Source organism: Halorubrum xinjiangense, assembly GCF_049604745.1.
GTDB lineage: Archaea > Halobacteriota > Halobacteria > Halobacteriales > Haloferacaceae > Halorubrum > Halorubrum xinjiangense_A.
In genome coordinates this window covers 646,400-662,083 of record NZ_CP187140.1, presented here as the reverse complement: position 1 = coordinate 662,083, position 15,684 = coordinate 646,400, and the positions used below count along the sequence as shown (strand labels likewise).

Annotated in this window: 17 protein-coding genes; 6 read left to right on the top strand and 11 right to left on the bottom strand. The window is 70.0% G+C overall.

Translation table 11 applies throughout. The features are described 5' to 3' along the window. Nucleotides 1-16: 16 nt before the first annotated feature. Nucleotides 17-1,219: a methionine adenosyltransferase gene (locus ACOZ35_RS04325; protein WP_424015229.1), complete on the bottom strand. Its 1,203-nt coding sequence runs from the start codon at nucleotides 1,217-1,219 to the stop codon at nucleotides 17-19. Nucleotides 1,220-1,399: 180 nt separating this feature from the next. Here ACOZ35_RS04325 and ACOZ35_RS04320 point away from each other — a divergent pair, with 180 nt between their 5' ends. Beyond that, nucleotides 1,400-2,443 carry a hypothetical protein gene (locus ACOZ35_RS04320; protein ID WP_424015228.1) on the top strand — a complete coding sequence of 348 codons (1,044 nt, stop codon included), beginning with the start codon at nucleotides 1,400-1,402 and terminating at the stop codon, nucleotides 2,441-2,443. Nucleotides 2,444-2,467: 24 nt separating this feature from the next. Here ACOZ35_RS04320 and ACOZ35_RS04315 read toward each other — a convergent pair whose 3' ends face one another. The 4 genes from ACOZ35_RS04315 to ACOZ35_RS04300 all read right to left on the bottom strand — a co-directional run bounded on the left by ACOZ35_RS04315 (nucleotide 2,468) and on the right by ACOZ35_RS04300 (nucleotide 5,860). Then, on the bottom strand, nucleotides 2,468-3,589 hold the full coding sequence (locus ACOZ35_RS04315; protein WP_424015227.1) for a pyridoxal phosphate-dependent aminotransferase: 1,122 nt from the start codon (nucleotides 3,587-3,589) through the stop codon (nucleotides 2,468-2,470). Between the two features lie 35 nt (nucleotides 3,590-3,624). After that, nucleotides 3,625-4,620, bottom strand: coding sequence for a transcriptional regulator TbsP domain-containing protein (locus ACOZ35_RS04310; protein ID WP_424015226.1), 996 nt, complete (start codon nucleotides 4,618-4,620; stop codon nucleotides 3,625-3,627). 83 nt (nucleotides 4,621-4,703) lie between these two features. Continuing rightward, nucleotides 4,704-5,444, bottom strand: a complete 741-nt coding sequence (locus ACOZ35_RS04305; protein WP_424015225.1) for a methyltransferase domain-containing protein — start codon at nucleotides 5,442-5,444, stop codon at nucleotides 4,704-4,706. Further along, a complete protein-coding gene (locus tag ACOZ35_RS04300; RefSeq protein WP_424015224.1) occupies nucleotides 5,441-5,860 on the bottom strand; it encodes a nascent polypeptide-associated complex protein in 420 nt (139 codons plus the stop codon). The genes ACOZ35_RS04305 and ACOZ35_RS04300 overlap by 4 nt, the downstream gene beginning before the upstream one ends. Nucleotides 5,861-6,026: 166 nt before the next feature. Here ACOZ35_RS04300 and ACOZ35_RS04295 point away from each other — a divergent pair, with 166 nt between their 5' ends. Then, nucleotides 6,027-6,812 carry a creatininase family protein gene (locus ACOZ35_RS04295; RefSeq protein ID WP_424015223.1) on the top strand — a complete coding sequence of 262 codons (786 nt, stop codon included), beginning with the start codon at nucleotides 6,027-6,029 and terminating at the stop codon, nucleotides 6,810-6,812. Here the strand turns inward: ACOZ35_RS04295 and ACOZ35_RS04290 are convergent. The 3 genes from ACOZ35_RS04290 to ACOZ35_RS04280 all read right to left on the bottom strand — a co-directional run bounded on the left by ACOZ35_RS04290 (nucleotide 6,809) and on the right by ACOZ35_RS04280 (nucleotide 9,995). After that, a complete protein-coding gene (locus tag ACOZ35_RS04290; protein ID WP_424015222.1) occupies nucleotides 6,809-7,519 on the bottom strand; it encodes a 6-hydroxymethylpterin diphosphokinase MptE-like protein in 711 nt (236 codons plus the stop codon). The genes ACOZ35_RS04295 and ACOZ35_RS04290 overlap by 4 nt on opposite strands. Before the next feature lie 162 nt (nucleotides 7,520-7,681). After that, nucleotides 7,682-8,968 (bottom strand): dihydropteroate synthase, encoded by a 1,287-nt coding sequence (gene folP, locus ACOZ35_RS04285; RefSeq protein ID WP_424015221.1) that lies wholly within the window; start codon nucleotides 8,966-8,968, stop codon nucleotides 7,682-7,684. A 466-nt stretch (nucleotides 8,969-9,434) separates the two neighbouring features. Then, nucleotides 9,435-9,995 carry a DUF192 domain-containing protein gene (locus ACOZ35_RS04280; RefSeq protein WP_424015220.1) on the bottom strand — a complete coding sequence of 187 codons (561 nt, stop codon included), beginning with the start codon at nucleotides 9,993-9,995 and terminating at the stop codon, nucleotides 9,435-9,437. Between the two features lie 114 nt (nucleotides 9,996-10,109). Here ACOZ35_RS04280 and ACOZ35_RS04275 point away from each other — a divergent pair, with 114 nt between their 5' ends. Genes ACOZ35_RS04275 through ACOZ35_RS04260 form a run of 4 tightly spaced genes read left to right on the top strand, consistent with a single transcriptional unit; the run spans nucleotide 10,110 to nucleotide 12,673 of the window. Then, entirely contained in the window at nucleotides 10,110-10,700 is a 591-nt protein-coding gene (locus ACOZ35_RS04275) for a hypothetical protein (protein WP_424015219.1), read from the top strand. Further along, nucleotides 10,697-11,578 carry an RNA methyltransferase gene (locus ACOZ35_RS04270; RefSeq protein WP_424015218.1) on the top strand — a complete coding sequence of 294 codons (882 nt, stop codon included), beginning with the start codon at nucleotides 10,697-10,699 and terminating at the stop codon, nucleotides 11,576-11,578. Before ACOZ35_RS04275 ends, ACOZ35_RS04270 begins: the two co-directional genes overlap by 4 nt. A 2-nt stretch (nucleotides 11,579-11,580) precedes the next feature. Continuing rightward, complete coding sequence (locus ACOZ35_RS04265) at nucleotides 11,581-12,270, top strand: AzlC family ABC transporter permease (protein WP_424015217.1); 690 nt, start codon at nucleotides 11,581-11,583, stop codon at nucleotides 12,268-12,270. Between the two features lie 46 nt (nucleotides 12,271-12,316). Then, complete coding sequence (locus ACOZ35_RS04260; protein WP_424015216.1) at nucleotides 12,317-12,673, top strand: AzlD domain-containing protein; 357 nt, start codon at nucleotides 12,317-12,319, stop codon at nucleotides 12,671-12,673. Between the two features lie 25 nt (nucleotides 12,674-12,698). Here the strand turns inward: ACOZ35_RS04260 and ACOZ35_RS04255 are convergent, their stop codons facing one another. The 3 genes from ACOZ35_RS04255 to ACOZ35_RS04245 form a co-directional block, all read right to left on the bottom strand. Next, nucleotides 12,699-13,067: a hypothetical protein gene (locus ACOZ35_RS04255; RefSeq protein ID WP_424015215.1), complete on the bottom strand. Its 369-nt coding sequence runs from the start codon at nucleotides 13,065-13,067 to the stop codon at nucleotides 12,699-12,701. Nucleotides 13,068-13,170: 103 nt separating this feature from the next. Then, entirely contained in the window at nucleotides 13,171-13,509 is a 339-nt protein-coding gene (locus ACOZ35_RS04250; RefSeq protein WP_424015214.1) for a hypothetical protein, read from the bottom strand. A gap of 108 nt (nucleotides 13,510-13,617) precedes the next feature. Next, entirely contained in the window at nucleotides 13,618-15,549 is a 1,932-nt protein-coding gene (locus ACOZ35_RS04245) for an aldehyde ferredoxin oxidoreductase family protein (RefSeq protein ID WP_424016026.1), read from the bottom strand. Nucleotides 15,550-15,684: the final 135 nt, after the last annotated feature.

The window sequence follows — 15,684 nt, the reverse complement described above, 5'->3', positions numbered from 1 at the left end:
GCGGTCGTCGACGCGCTCAGAACGTCGAGACGTCGCCTTCGATGACGCTGCGGGTCACGTCGGTCACGTCGGCCAGCTCGCGGTCGACGATGGCGAGGACGTCCGCCTCGATGTCGTCCAGCTCGACGCCCTCCTCCGTGACGATCTGCGCGTCCGCGACGTGCGGCTCGTCGATCGGGCGGCCGATCTGCGAGAGCAGTCTGACCTGGAGGTCGCGGATGCCGTCGACCTCGCTCGTGACGGACTCGGCGACGCGGGTCGAGAGGAGGTTGTAGATCTTCCCGATGTGGTTGACGGGGTTCTTCCCGGAGGTCGCCTCCATCGACATCGGGCGGTTGGGCGTGATGAGGCCGTTCGCGCGGTTGCCGCGGCCGACCGAGCCGTCGTCGCCCTGCTCGGCGGAGGTGCCGGTGACGGTGAGGTAGACGGAGCCCTCGTCGTAGTCGTCGGCGGTGTTGACGTCGACGTGGACCTCGCGGTCGGTGTACTCGCGGGCGAGGTCGTCGACGTACTCGCGGACGGACGCGACCGCGTCGTCGTACTCGTCGAGGCCGTCGACGTACGCGTCGACCATCGCGGCGGCGACGGTGATGTCGATCCGGTCGCCCTCGCGTTTGCCCATGATCTTCACGTCGGGCCCGAGCTCGGGGTGGTCGTCGTGGTAGGTCGTGTTGAGCGCGTGCTCGGCCTCGTGGACGATGGTCTCCGTCTCGGTGAGCGGGGCGTGGCCGACGCCGAAGGAGGTGTCGTTGGCCATCGGGACCTCCTGGGTCTCCTCGCCGAAGACGTCCTGGAGGTCGCCCGACCCCTCGCCGAGCTTCACGTCGACGACGACGTCAGTGCCGTACTCCAGCTCCGGGATCGCCTCGGCGAGGTACTCTCGGGCGGCCGCCAGCGCGGTCGAGTCGACGGGGAGCTGCTCGCCGTCGTACTCCTTCGTGGCGCGGCCGACGATGAGGATGTAGATGGGCTCGACGACCTCGCCGCCGCCGAACGCGGGGGCCGCGCGGCCGGCGACCAGCTGCGTCTCGTCCGTGTTGTAGTGGAGCACCTTGCCGACGCGGTCGAGATAGAGCTGCGAGAGCGCCCGCGAGACGGACTCCGCGACGCCGTCGCAGATGGAGTCGGGGTGACCGATCCCCTTTCGCTCGACGATTTCGACCTCCTGGTCCTCGACCGCCTGCCGGTCGAGGCGGCTGACCTGTATGTTCCGGTCCATTACCGCCGGATACTCCGCGGGCGACGGTATAACTTGCGGAAACTCTTCGCCGACATCGAATAACCAGAGGTAATTCACAACCGCGTCGACCGGGCCCGCCCCGTCGGCGTCGATCCCGGTGACTCAAACCGGCGTTTGCGTCTCGGCAATACCTTTCAGTGGTCTGTCTGTACGGTCCGTATGGACGAACTCGCACCCTCCCGCCGTCGCCTCCTCGCCGGCGCGCTCGCGGGCGGAATCGGCGCCGCCGCTGCTGGCTGTCTCGGAACCGGTAGCGACGGCGACGCGGGCGACGGCGATGCGGGCAACGGGGCGGAACTCAGGCTCTCGCTCTCGCGGGTCGACGGGGCGCTGCGAGACCGCTACGTTCACGACCGCGACGATCCGCCCGAGGAGTGGGACGAGGCGGCCCTCGACGCGGTTCTGGCCGGCGAGTCGTACACGACTCAGGGCCGGAAGCCGTTCTTCGCGAGCCCCGACGACCCGGCGTACGTCCTCCGTGACGGGACCTACTCCCAGGTCGGCTCCGTCGTCGTCGACGAGGTCGACGAGACGTATCCGGTCCTCCGCCTCTACGAGGTCGACGGCGAGGGGTCCGGGGGCGACGACGGCGGCGATTCGGCGGGCGACGGAGATTCGGCGGTCGACGCCGGCGAGGACGGTGACCTGCCGCAGGCCGACCAGCGCGCGGTCCACATCGCGCACTTCGCGGCCCGGGCCCGCGGGAACGTGGGCGGCTACCCCGTCGGGCTGGTCCAGCGGGGCGGCTACGCGTACCGCAACGAGACCGCCCGCGCGGAGAGCGTACTACTCGACGACGGCCCCGACCGCGTCACCTACAGAGACACCACCTACCGGGTCGAAATCGAGCGAGAACGGTTCCACGAGGCGGTGTACCGGCCGACCGCGGAGGCGGTCGCCAAGAGCCCTGAACGGATGGAGGCGATCCTCCGAGCGACGCTCGTCGGACCCAGAACCGAGCCGGACGACCTGTCCGAGGAAGCCCGGCGGATCGTCGAGCAGGCGGACACCGAGGAGTACAGCGAGACGCACCCGTACTCCGACGCGTACGTCGAACTGCTCCGCGCGCTCGACGCGCGGCCCTTCATCGACGGGAACGTCCGAAAAGACGCCGGCGTCCGCGAGACTGAGGAGGAGATGATTCGGTACGGGGAGGAGTATTACGAGCGGTACCTCCGGATTTTGGACGGAGCGGATAACTGAGGAACAAGGCGTTTCGAGCGCGCCTCAGCGGACCGCTTCGTACGCCTCGGCCATCACGTCGAGCGCCTCGCGGAGCTCGTCCTCGTCGGTCGCGTACGAGATGCGCGCGTGGCCGGCGCCGCCCTCGCCGAACGCTTCGCCGGGGACGACGACCACACCGCGGTCGAGGCACTCGTCGACGAACCCCTCCGGGACGCGCGGCATCGCGTAGAACGCACCCTGCGGTGTCGGGCAGTCGATCCCGATGTCGTCGAAGCCGTCGAGCAGGATGTCGCGCCGGCGCTCGAAGGAGGCGGTCATCTCGTCGACGACGTCGCGGTCGCCGCGCAGCGCGGCCTCCGCGGCGTACTGGGCCGGCGCCGAGGCGCAGGCCTGCGCGTACTGGTGGACGCGGAGCATGCGCTCGACGCGCTCCTCGGCGCCGTACACCCACCCGAGCCGCCAGCCCGTCATCGAGAACAGCTTCGAGGCGGAGTTGACGACCACGACGTTGTCCGTCTCCGCGAACTCGATCGGAGAGTGATGCTCGCCGTCGAACACGGTGTACTCGTATACCTCGTCGGAGACGCAGAGCACGTCGTGTTCGTCGGCGATGCGCGCGAACTCGCGCACGTCTTCCTCGGAGGAGACGGCGCCCGTGGGGTTGCCGGGGGAGTTCACAATGAACGCGGCGGTGTCCTCGGTGATCGCGTCCTCGATCGCCGCCGGATCGATTGTGAGGTCGTCGCGGAGCGGCACCGGAACCGGCTCGCCGCCGGTCAGCTTCGTCAGCGCGTCGTAGGAGACGAACCCCGGATCCGGGATCAACACCTCGTCGCCGGCGTCGACGTGCGCTTCGAGGGCGACGTGGAGCGCCTCGCTGCCGCCCGCGGTCGCGATGACGTTTCCGGGGTCGAGGTCGATCCCCTGGTCCGCCCGGTGCTTCTCGGCGATCGCCTCCCGGAGCGACCGGGTGCCCTTGTTCTCGGTGTAGGCGTCCGCCTTCCCGGACTCGATGGCGTCGACCGCGGCCTGTCTGGCGTGGTCCGGCGTCGGGAAGTCGGGCTGGCCCAGCCCGAGGTTGATCGCGTCGTCGCCGGCCGCCTCGAACACCTCGCGGATCCCGCTTATCGAGATCCGCTCGACCCTGTCGGAGAACGTCGTCATATCCGTTGGAGGGCGCCGCCGCGAGTTAGTTCTTGTCACCACCGACGCCGCTCCCACACGGCTCTCCGCCCCTCACGGCTCGCGTCGTCTCGGACCCGCCCCTCCGCGTCGGTCGGCAGCGCGAACCGCCCTCGGAGGATGCTCGGCACCTCCTCGGCCCGGGCGCGCAACAGCGCGTCGTCGACCGCGCGGAGGCGAAGCAATGGCCGCCCCGGCCCCATCGGCACCTTGATCGACTCGATCAGCCCCCGATCGACGAGCGCCTGCCGGTCGGCGGTGAACTCCTGTGCCGGCGCGATCCCGACGCCGTCGGTCCCGACCCACGTCCGCAGGTCCCGGAAGAGGTGGTCGTGTCGCGCCGCGAGCGCGACGAGGAGCGCCCGGTCCGAAACCTCGGTCGTGCGGCCGAACTCGCCGGGGTCGAGCGACGCCAGCAGGGCCGCCAGGTCGTCCGCGAACCGGTCGTCGAGGGTCTCGCGCGCGGCGGCGAGCAGTCGAGTCCGCGAAGGCATCTCGACAGTCGTCGCGGACGCCGCGTCGAACCGCGACTCGGCCGTCGCGCGGGCGCCGTCGACCGCGTTTGGATCGGCGTCACCCTCCGTCGTCGCAAGCGTCCGCTCCCCGCGGGGGCCGACGACGGCGTCGGCGCGCTGGGGGCTCGCGAACAGCGTCCCGCCCGTCCCGTGGCCGAGCGGCTCGCCGGTTCGGATCCGTATCTCGTCGCACTCAATCGCCTCGGCGACCGCGCTGCCGAGGACGAGCGCGCGCGAGAGCGCGTCGACAACGCTGGGGCGGCACGCGATCCGCCACGGGTCTCCCGACGAGCGCTCGCGAGCGGCGAGCACTGACGGGAGCAGCCGGATCGGCACGCCGACCGCGACGACGGTGGACCGTCCCGCCAGCGCGGCCTCGACCGCCTCGGCGAGCGGGTCGTCGGGACGCGGGAGGACGTCGGCGACCTCGGACGCGTCGCCGAAGTCGTCGCTGGCGGCGTCAGCGTCGGTCCCGGTTCCGGCGTCGTTAGCGGTCACATCGATCGGTGACTGTCGCGATCCGAAAGAGCGTTCCGCTGGGGTCGGGGGCTGTCTCAGGAAAAGCAACGAAAGCGCCGAGTTCAGGGCGCCCGCGCGAACACGAGGTACCCCGTGTGGCCCACGCCTGCGGTGGAGGGGCGCGAGCCGCGGTCGGAGAAATCCATCTCGCGCTGGATCGTTTCGAGGGTCTCGACCTCGCTGAATCCGGCCTCGCGGGCCGCGAGGGCCGCCTCGCGGGTCCCCTCGACGAACGGGGAGTAGACGGCGAGGCGGCCGCCGGGCGCGAGCAGCTCGTCGGCGCGCTCGACGACCGCCGGAGCGTCGCCGGTGTCGAGCGTGAGGACGTCGAACGGCTCGCCCTCGGCGAGCGCGTCCAGCTCGTCGGTGAGGTCGCCGGTGCGAACCTCGACGCGGTCGGCGACGCCCGCCGTCCGCATGTTGTCGCGGGCGACGTCGGCGAACTCGTCGTCGACCTCGTAGGTGGTCACGTCGGCGCCGGCCCGGCCGAGGTACGCCGCGAGGATGCCCGTGCCGGTGCCGGCGTCTAGGACGCGGTCGCCGTCGGACGCGCCGGTGTGGCCCATCACGAGCCCCACGTCGCGGGGCATCATCGGCGCGCCGGTGCGTTCGAGGTGGTTGAACAGGTCGGGCCCGCGGAGCGCGCGGACCTCGAAGACGGTGCCGAGATGGGTCTCGACCTCATCGCCGGCCGCGACGTCTTCGGGGACCTCGATCACGCCGAGGTCGGTGCCGAACTCCTCGCCGGGCTCCAGCAGGTACTCGCGGTCCTCGTGGACGAGCAGGTACGCGGCGTCCGTCACTGCAGGTCGGAGATCGCTCGCGCGGGCTCGCCGTTGGCCGCCTCTAAGGCTTCGCGGGCGGCTTCTTTCGAGACGCCGGCCTGCTGAGCGACCAGTTTCACGTCTTCCTCGGGGATGCCGTCGTCGCCGGCGTCCGCGTCGTCCGCATCGTCGAGCGCGGGCTCGTCGCCGCCCTCGACCGCGGCCGCGCCGCCACTCGCGCCGGCGTCGGCCACTTCATCGGGGGAGCCAACGATCTGGTAGGTCTCCTGGCCTTGGGCGTCCATCTTGGTCACCTGAGCGCCGTCGAAGACGAGATCGTCGCCGTCGGCCGTCTCGATGACGACCCGCTCGGCGTCGAGCTCCTCGACGTCGATCCCCATCTGTTTCATCATCTGTTTCATCTTTCGCGGGTTCATGCCGCCGCCTCCGAACATGGTCCTCGGTTCGGCCGGACGACACAAAAAGGGTGTCGACACGGGCCGCAGGGCCGGCGCGGCGGGGAGGGGCGGCGCGCCAGATGCCGGCGGCGTCCGCCCACCCGGTCCCGGCGACACGCACCGAGACGGCTGGGTTGATACGTGTCGCGCGCGAGGCGGAGATATGTACCTCGCGGACCACACCTGGCCGGAACTGGGCGACGCGCTCTCTCCCGGTTCCGTCGCGCTCGTCCCGCTCGGCTCGACCGAACAGCACGGCCCGCACCTCCCGCTGGCGACCGACCACCTGATCGCGGAGGGGCTCGCGACGGCGGCCGCGGACCGCTCGGACGCGTTCCGAACGCCGACGATCAACGTCGGCGTCAGCCCCCACCACCGGCAGTTCCCGGGGACGATGTGGGTCGACCCGCCCGAGTTCCGCGACTACGTCGAGTCGTTCTCTCGGAACCTCGCGTACCACGGCATCGACCGCGTGGTGTTCGTCAACGCCCACGGCGGCAACGTCCAACACCTCCGGGAGGTTGGCCGCCGGCTCCACGAGGACGAGGTCGCCTACGCCGTCGAGTGGATGTGGGACGAGTCGATCCCGGAGCTGGTCGACGACCTCTTCGAGCAAAACGGCCCTCACGCCGGCCCCAAGGAGACCGCGATGATCACTCACCTCGCGCCCGAGCTCGTCCGCGAGGACCGGCTCGAAGACGCCCGGGACGGGGGTCTCGTCGACCTCGAGAGCGCAGAAACGATGGTCCACGGCGCCCGGACGTTCTACGACTCGGTCGACAACTCCGCGAACGGCGCATTCGGCGACCCGACCGACGTGACCCCGGAGAAGGCCGAGCGGCTGTTCGAGGCCGCCGCGGACCAGCTCGTCCAGCTGGCAGAGTGGATCGGCGAGCGCGACGAGGCGGAGCTGTTCCCCGAGCCTCGGGTCGAGCGGGAGTCGATTTAGTCGTCGAACCGGTCACCGAGGGTCTCCCGGAGCGCGGCGTCGACCGCCTCTCGCCGCCCGTCCAGAATCTCGAACCGCTCGCCGCGCCGGCGTTCGAGCCAGCGCAGCAGGCGGGCGGCCCAGTCGAGCTTCCGCGCCTTCATCGGGTCGACGGCGGGGTCGTCGAAGTTCCACCCCGGGAAGACGAGTTTGCCGGCCCCGACGTGGTCGGCGAGGAACGCCGCGCGGTCGCCGTCGGTGAACCCGCCGGTGTTCCGGACCGGGCCGACGGGGGCCGCCTGCGTCGTCGCCAGCGTCCACTCGTCGGCGAAGCGCGGCAGCCACTCGCGGACCGCCGGAATGTTGTCACCGTGCGCGTGAGCGGCGACTGGCACGCCCTCGCGGGTCAGTTCGGCCGCCCTCTCCGGGTTCTTGTCGAGGTCAGTCACCATGCAGTCGACGCTGACGCCGCGGTCGTCGAGGACGTCGGCGGCGGTGGAGGCCGCGACGACGACGTCGGCGTCGCGGGCCAACCCGACCTCGTCAGCGAGGCAGGGCGCCGCGCCCGCGACGGCGACCGTTTCCCCTTCCCAGTCGCCGAGGCGGTCGAGCGGGAACGGCGTCGCGAGGTCGGCGGCGACGTCGCGGGCGCGTTCGTCGGCCGCGCGGTCGAACCCGAAATCGGCGAGGATCGCCTCGTAGACTGGCTCGAAGGTCGAGAAGTTCACGGGCGGATCACGCTCCGGGAGCCCGTCGCGCCGGGCGCAGAACGGCGCCGCCGCTCGCCGGGCGAATTATGGTATGGACCGGAGTGGCACAGAGTACCCCTACCCGCGTGCCCCTCCGGCGTCCGGTCGATCGGTTGTCTACACGAGGGCATAAACTTTCTCTTAACTCACGTTGGGGTTGATACCCGCGAGCGCGGCGTCGAGCGGGTCGGAGACGTCAGATACGGCCTCTCTGACCGACTCGATCGCGGCGGGCGTCCCGATGAGGAGTCCGCGGCGGTCGTTCACGGGGCCGTCGCCGGCGGATCCGTCGTTCGCGGGGCCGGCCGAGCCGCCGGCCCCGCCGGTGCCGCCGTCGGTCGCAGAGGAGGGCGTCGGCGTCCCCGCGCGGTTCGGGTCGCCCAGCGCGAACGCCGCGCCGCTCGCGTCGCCGCCCACGGTCGCGGCGCGCAGGGCGCCGACCGCCGCGTCGTCGAGGCCGGAGAGCTCGTAGGTGCGGACGACCGCGTTGCCGGCGACGTCGCGGTCGCCCTGCGTCGCCCCCGACGCGCCGATTCGGTCGAGGTGGCGCTCGGCCTCGCGGACCGTCGTCACGTCGAGCTCCTCGACGGCGACGGCGCCGGACTCGCCGCCGTAGCGGTCGCGGGCGAACTCGGCGCCGACGAGCGCGGCGTCGCGCGTCTCGGCCACGTCGTGGGTTCGGATCACGTGGGCGCCACGCTCGACCGCCATCGACGTCGCCGCGAGCGAGACCGGGAGCGCCTCCTCGGTGCTGCGGCCGGCGATGGTCTTGAGGAAGCTCTTGCGGTTGATCGAGACGAGCAGGGGGCGGCCGTAGCCGCGGAACTCGCGCAGGCGGTGGAACGTCTCGCGGTCGTCCGCGTGCGTCTTCGCCTCGGACCAGCCGCCGAACGCAGGGTCGAGGATGGTCTTATCAGTGAGGCCGTTCATCGATAGGGCCTCGTAGATGTCGTCGACGTCCTCAATGGCGCCCGGGCGCTCCAGGTCTGGCGGCGAGGCCATCTTCGAGACAGCGGCGTCGTGTTCGCGGCAGACACGGGGCATCTCCGGGTCGGCGAAGCCGCAGATGTCGTTGACCATGTCGAAGCCGCGCGACAGCGCCTCATCGGCGACCTCGTGGTATCGAGTCTCGATCGACCAGACCGCGTCGCCCGACGTGGATTCGAGCGTCTCGACGGCGGTGTCGAGCCGATCGAGCTCCTGTTCGGCCGAGAGCACGTCGAGGTCCTTGTTGGCCGATTCGAGGCCCACGTCGACGATGTCGGCGCCCTCGCCGATCAGCTCCTCGTCGACGTACGCGGCGGCCTCCCCCGGGTCGTCGTACACGCTGGGGTCGTACGGCGACTCCTCCGAGACGTTGAGCACGCCCATGATCCGGGGCGGGTGGTCGTCGCCGATCCCCAGCCCCGCAGCGTCCACATTTCGCATACGATCAGCACGGACGCGAGCGACATAAACGGGACGAGTACCCGAGGCGCTCGCCGGGGAACCGACCACGCATTCGTTTATAAATGGTCGGCGGTGCGGTCGGCGCGTGCCTGCGAGCGGCCGCCCCTGGCGGCCGCGAGGAGCACGCGCGAGGGAGTCAGTCGCCGGAGCGAAGCGGAGGCGACTGACGAGGCTGGGGAGGTGTGAGGCTGCGGTGCTGTGCGGGGCGGGACTCAAAGGGGCAGCCGGGAGGCGGGCGCACGCTCGCTGCGCTCCTCGTCACTCGCTTCGCTCGTTCCTGCGGTGCTTGCGTCGCCTGCGCCCGCCTCCCGGCTGGGGCTTTGGAGGTGTCCGCGGTGGATCCGTTGTCAACCATTTATAAACGAGCGGTCAAGGCTTTGGAGGTGTTCACCGTGGGTCTGCGACTGGTTGTTTATAAACAAGCGCACAGCAACCTAAACTCCATTTATAAATCGAAGCGCAGCGAATCGCCGACCTCGACGCCGTGGCGGTCGGTCCACTCGTAGGGGACTTCCAACACGTACTGACCCGATCCGTCGTACTCCTGCTCCTCGCCGTTCTCGTTCGGACCCGGCTCGGACGCGTTGTGGATCCGGGTGATTTCCCGATCGCCGTCGACGTAGACGATGTCGATCCCGAAGCTCATCCGCCGCATCACGTAGGTGAGCGAATCGCGCGGCGAGTCGTACACGAACAGCATCCCGCCGTCCTCCGGGAGCGCCTCGGCGTCACTGAGCCCGAGGAGACGCTTGTCGCCGTCGTCCGCGATCGCCGCTGTCACCGACCCCCGAGCCTCGCCGTCGGGGCTCTCGACGGTCACGGTCGTCGTCTCGTAGTCGGCGTACGGTCCGGTAGGCCACTCGATATCGCCGTCGGTTCCGTCGCCCGTATCGCTCCCGCCGTCCGAACCGTCACCGTCGTCCCCCGCGTTCCCATCGCCGAGACAGCCCGCCGCGGCACCGGCGACCGCACCAGCAGTCACTCCGAGAAGCCGACGGCGTCTCATGTTCGCACCGAAGCGGTTCGAGAATTTAAATGACCGGCTCCGGCGGACGGCGTCGCGACCGCCCTCGTGCCGGGAAGGACGCGCTTTTATCGCCGCCGGAGCGTAGCGTGAGACATGGCGAAAGTGAGCATCGGCCTCCGCGGATGGCGCTTCGAGGAGGACGAGATATTCACCGACGACGAGGAGCTGAAGCCCCTCGACGAGATCCCGGAGGACCCGCGAGAGCGACTCCTGCGGCTCGTCGGCCTCGTCGAGGAGCCCTGCGACGTCTGTTACCTCGACTACGGCGAGGAGGAAATCCATCTCTGTAACGAGGCGGAGATCGTGTACGGCGAGCCGGACGGCGAGGTGCTGCTCTGTCCCGAACACGAGCCCGACCTGCTCTACTGGTTCCGTGAGGAAGGCGGCAGCGACCACAAGGGCTCGGTCGAGTTCGCCGACCGCTTCCACGAGTGGGTCGCCGCCGGCAACGAGGCCCCCGAGGACTACGCGTCCGTCGAGCACGTCGAGGAGGACCCCGACGGGCTCCCGGACCTGCCCGACCAGCAGGAGGTCCAAGAGCGCCTCGAAGCCGACTTCGAGGGCGAGCGGATCGACATCCTCGAACTCGCCGGGCGGGAGGACACCGAACGCGAGGAGCTGACCGAGGAGGAGCTCTCGGAGTCCGACCTCGACCTCTCGGCCGACTACCCGTCGGACCGATGAGCGGCGGCGAAGCGGAAGATACGGCCGAAGCGGACGACACGGCGGAGACCGACGCGGCCGAAGAGCGCCCCGGAGAGGCCGATCAGTCCAGAGAGACCGACCGGGCTCGGCAAAAGCCCGTGGTCGTCGTCGTCGAGCCCGAGACGCCGGGCAACGTCGGCACTATCGCGCGAGCGATGAAGAACTTCGGGCTCTCTGACCTCAAGCTCGTGAATCCGCCCGAGCTGGAGGAGGACGGCGAGGCGTACGGCTTCGCCGGCCACGCACGCGAGGACGTGCTCCCGAACGCTGAGGAGGTCACCTTCGACGAGGTCGTCGCGAACTACCACACCGTCGGCACCACCGCGATCACCGGCGAGGACGACCGCAGCCACGAGCGCTTCCCGTTCAAGACGCCCGCCGAACTGCGCGAGTCGCTGAAGACCGTGGACGCGCCCACCGCCATCGTCTTCGGCCGCGAGGGGCGCGGGCTCAACAACGAGGAGCTCTCGCGGCTCGACGAGGTGTGCTCGATTCCGGCCGACGACGACTACCCCGTCCTGAACCTCGGGCAGGCCGCGACCGTGCTCTTATACGAGCTCCGCGACCTCACCGTCGACGAGACGCAGCTGCCCGACACCGAGGTGACCCGCGCCCCCGAGGCCGACGTCGAGCGCTTCCACGAGTACTTCGGCGAGTTCCTCGCGGCGACCGGCCAGCGCGAGCACGTCCGTGAGAAGAACGCGCTGCTGATGCGCCGGCTGCTCGGCCGCGCGCATCCGACGGAACGCGAGATCCATTCGCTGCTCGGCACCTTCCGGAAGGCGAACACGAAGCTGGAGCACGCCGACCACCTCGCGGCCAAATACGACGAGCCGCCGTACCCCAAGGAGCAGTAGCCGTGGCCCGCTCCGTACTCGACGAGGACCTGCTGGCCGGCGTGCGAGACGTGTCGCCGCTAATGTTAGGCATCGCGCCGTTCGCGCTCGTCGCCGGGATCGCCGCCGTCGACGCCGGCCTCGGACTGGCCGAGGCGGTCGGGATGTCCGTGATCGTGTTCGCGGGCGCCTCCCAGCTCGCCGCGCTGGACCTGCTCGGCGAGAACGCCCCTCTCGCGGTCGTCGTCGGCACGGCCGTCGTGATCAACCTCCGGATGCTGATGTACTCGGCGTCCATCGCGCCGCACTTCGCCGACTACGGGCGCCGGCTCCGCGCGGGGCTCGCCTACCTGCTCACCGACCAAGCGTACGCGCTCTCGGTCGCCGAGTTCGACGAGAACCCGGACCGCAGCCGGTGGCGCTACTACCTCGGCGCGGCCGCGTCGCTGTGGATCGTCTGGCAGATCGGGACGGTCGCGGGCGTCGTCCTCGGTGCCGGCGTCCCCGACGCGTGGGGGCTCACCTTCGCCGTGCCGCTGGTGTTCCTCGCGCTCCTCGTCCCCGCGATGAAGGATCGACCCACCACCGTCGCGGGCGTCGCCGGCGGCGCGGTCGCGGTCGTCGCGGCCGGGCTCCCGCTCAACCTCGGGCTGCTCGTCGGCGCGCTGTGCGGGATCGCGGCCGGGCTGCTGACGGAGGTGACGGCGTCGTGACGGGCGCGGTCGTGACGGACACGGTCGACGCGGAGGTGACGGCGTCGTGACCGACGCACTTGCCGGGCTCGTCGCCTCCCCGCGCGCCTGGGTCGCCATCGTCGTCATCGGCGCGATCACCTACGGGATCCGGCTCTCCTTCATCCACCTCTTCGGCCGGATCGACGGGGTTCCGACGCGCGTTCAGCGCCCGCTCCGGTACGTCCCACCGGCGGTCCTCGCGGCGCTCGTCCTCCCCGATCTGGTGACGCTGCGCCCGTCGGTCGCCGCAACACTCATCGACGAGCGGCTGATCGCCGGCGCCGTCGCCGGCGCGGTCGCGTGGCGGACGGAGAACGTGTTCGCGACCATCGCGACCGGGATGGCGACGCTGTGGCTGTTCAGATTCGTCGTGTTCGCGTGAGGCGCGTGGCGTTCAAAAATTCGAGTCAGCCGAACCGCTCCGGCCGTCGCCTCGCGAGCGCGAAGGCGACGACGCCGACGAGGAGGGCGACGGCGAGCGCGCGCTCGACGCTCACGAGCCCGCGGACGGACGAAATCGCGTACGAGGCGGCCGCGAGGGCAACGACCGCGTAGCCGACCGCCGCGACGCCGAGCAGCGCGGGGCGAGCGCCCGGACTCTTCCAGAGGCGAAGCCACGTCGCCGCCGCGGACGCGGCGCCGAGGAGGATTCCGACCGGGAGCCCGACGAGCGCGGAGAACTCGATCGACGCCACAAGCAGTTCCGTGACGCCGGCGGCCGCGAGGAGGAACGCAGTCACCCCGACGCCGAGGGTCGCAACGAGTCGCCAGTTCATGGCCCCGGATCGTCGCGAGAGTACTTAAATAGGGGCGGCGGACGCGGCGGGATAGATGCCGCTCACACGGTCACAGACCCGCAAGACGTCCCCGCCTAGCGCGTCAGCGTTCGCGTTCGGTCTCACGTTCCGACGGGCGTTCGCGGCCGGGAGCGGCGCCGCTGTCGACGGGGCGGTCGAACCTGGCGTCGCCGTCCCCGTCGACCTCGCGTTCTCGGGCGGCGGCGATCCGCTGCGCGCCGTCCGCGAGCGAGTCAAGCGCGGCGAACAGACGGTACGAGAGGTACGGGCCGACCGAGAGCACGAGGACGACCCAGACGCCGAACAGGATCTGGCCGATGATCAAAAGCGAGTACACGAACACGAGGAGACTCACGGCCGCGAGGACGGCACCGATCGGCGTGCGGAGGGCCTCGGAGGGAGAGAGCGGGTCGTGCGCCATGGACGGGGGTACCGGCGCAGGTCACTTAAAAATAAGCGGACGGTGTCAGCGGGTCGCGCGAACGGACCGCGAGCGCGGACCGCAACCGCGCTCGCGACGCGACCTTGCTCAGTCGTCGGCCGGGGCCGCGGAGTCGCCGGACGAGACGCCGGTGCCGGGCCCGATATCGATGCCGAGCTCGTCGAGCTTCTCGTCGGGGACGACGCCGTCGACCCAGTCGCGGGTCTCGTAGTACTCGGCCTTCAGCTGGTCGATTTCGACGAGTTCGCCCTCGCTGGCGCCCGTGCCGGGGATGGCGTCCGGGTGCCCCTCGATGAAGCGGTTCGGCAGCGTGTCGTCCGCGCCGTCGAAGCCGGCGAGGTTGTTGAAGTAGCGCTCGAGGTTGTACACGCGCTCGCCGGCCTCGAAGAGCTCGTCCTCCGAGAGGTCGCGGCCGGTCATGCCGTTGTACTGGAGCACGTACTCCTCGATCCCCTCCGCGAACGCGCTGAACTTGCAGATGTCGAACGAGTCCGACACCGCGTGAAGGTCCTGGAAGGTGGCGGTGAGCTCCCCTTTGCCCTCCCACTCGTACGGGTCGACCTTCTCCGGGATCCCGAGGATCTCGGCGGCCGGCGTGTAGCCGCGCAGGTGGCAGGCGCCGCGGTTGGAGGTCGCGTACGCGATCCCCATGCCCTTCATGCAGCGCGGGTCGTAGGCGGCCATCGTCTGGCCCTTGACGGAGAGCTTGTTGCCGTGCGCGTCCTTCGCGTCGGCGACGCGCTCGGGGCCCTCCGCGAGGAGGTCGCCGAGGTCGCTGGAGCGGTGGCCGATCTCGTCGATGAGGTCGATCATCGTCTCGGAGTCGCCCCAGTCGAGGTGGCCGACGCCCTCCAGTTTGCCCTCCTCGCTCATCTCCATCGCCATCGCCATCATGTTGCCCGTCTCGATGGTGTCGATGCCGAGGTCGTTACACCGGTCGAGCATGACCGCGATCTCGTCGCGGTCGTCGTGCCCGGAGTTCGGGCCGAGCGCCCACGCGGACTCGTACTCGTACGACTCCATGCGGACGTTCAGGTCCTCGCCCTTGTGCGTCACGTCGACCTCGACCTCCTTCTTACACGCCACCGGACAGGAGTGACAGGTCGGCTCGTCGACGAGGATGTTCTCGCGGACGTTCTCGCCGGAGACGCGCTCCGCCTGAACGTCGACGCCGTCGGCCTCGCTGTACGCCTCCGTCGAGGTGTGTTTCGCGTTCTTCGTCGGGAGCCCGTCCATCTCCTCGGTCGCGTTCATCAGGACGTTCGTCCCGTACATCGAGAGCCCGCCCTCGTTGGGCGCGGTGACATCAGACTCGCGGATGACCTCCATCGCCTGCTGGTAGCCTTCCTGGAACGTCTCCGGATCGGCGGGCTTGGGCATGTCGGTGCCCGACTTCACGACGACCGCCTTCACGTTCTTCGAGCCCATCACGGCGCCGGTGCCGCCGCGGCCCGAGGCGCGGTCGTCCTCGTTGATGACGCAGCCGTAGCGCACCTCGTTCTCGCCGCCCTGCCCGATCGCCATCACGGAGATATTACGCCCGACCTTCCCGTCGACCTCCTCGCCGATCTGGTCGATCGTGTCGTGGACCCCCTGACCCCAGAGGTGGGAGGCGTCGCGTACCTCGACGTCGCCGTCCTCGACGAACAGGTAGACCGGTTCGTCGCTCGCGCCGTCGAGCAGGATGCCGTCGAGCCCGGCCCACTTCAGCCGCGCACCGGACCAGCCGCCGTGGTGCGAGTCGGTGACCGTCCCCGTCAGCGGGGACTTCGTCACCAGGGCGATCCGACCGCTCATCACGGTCTGGGTGCCCGTGAGCGGGCCCGTCATGAACGCCAGTCGGTTCTCCGGTCCGAGCGGGTCCACGTCGGGACCCTTGTCGAAGACGTACTTGACGCCGAGCCCGCGCGCGCCGATGTACTTCTCCGCGTCGTCGTCGTCGATCCCGCGGTAGCTGACCTCGCCACCGCCGAGATCGACCTGTGCCACACGGTCTCTGTAGCCGCCCATTTCAGTCATGTAATGCTCGTTCATTATAGAGGGACCACAGCGTGTTAGTTGTTCACCTCCGAGCGCAACGGGTACTGGTTACGGAACGAGGCGTGTCGTCAGGCCGATGTTTATAAATAAAGCGCCCCTTCGACGCGGAAATAT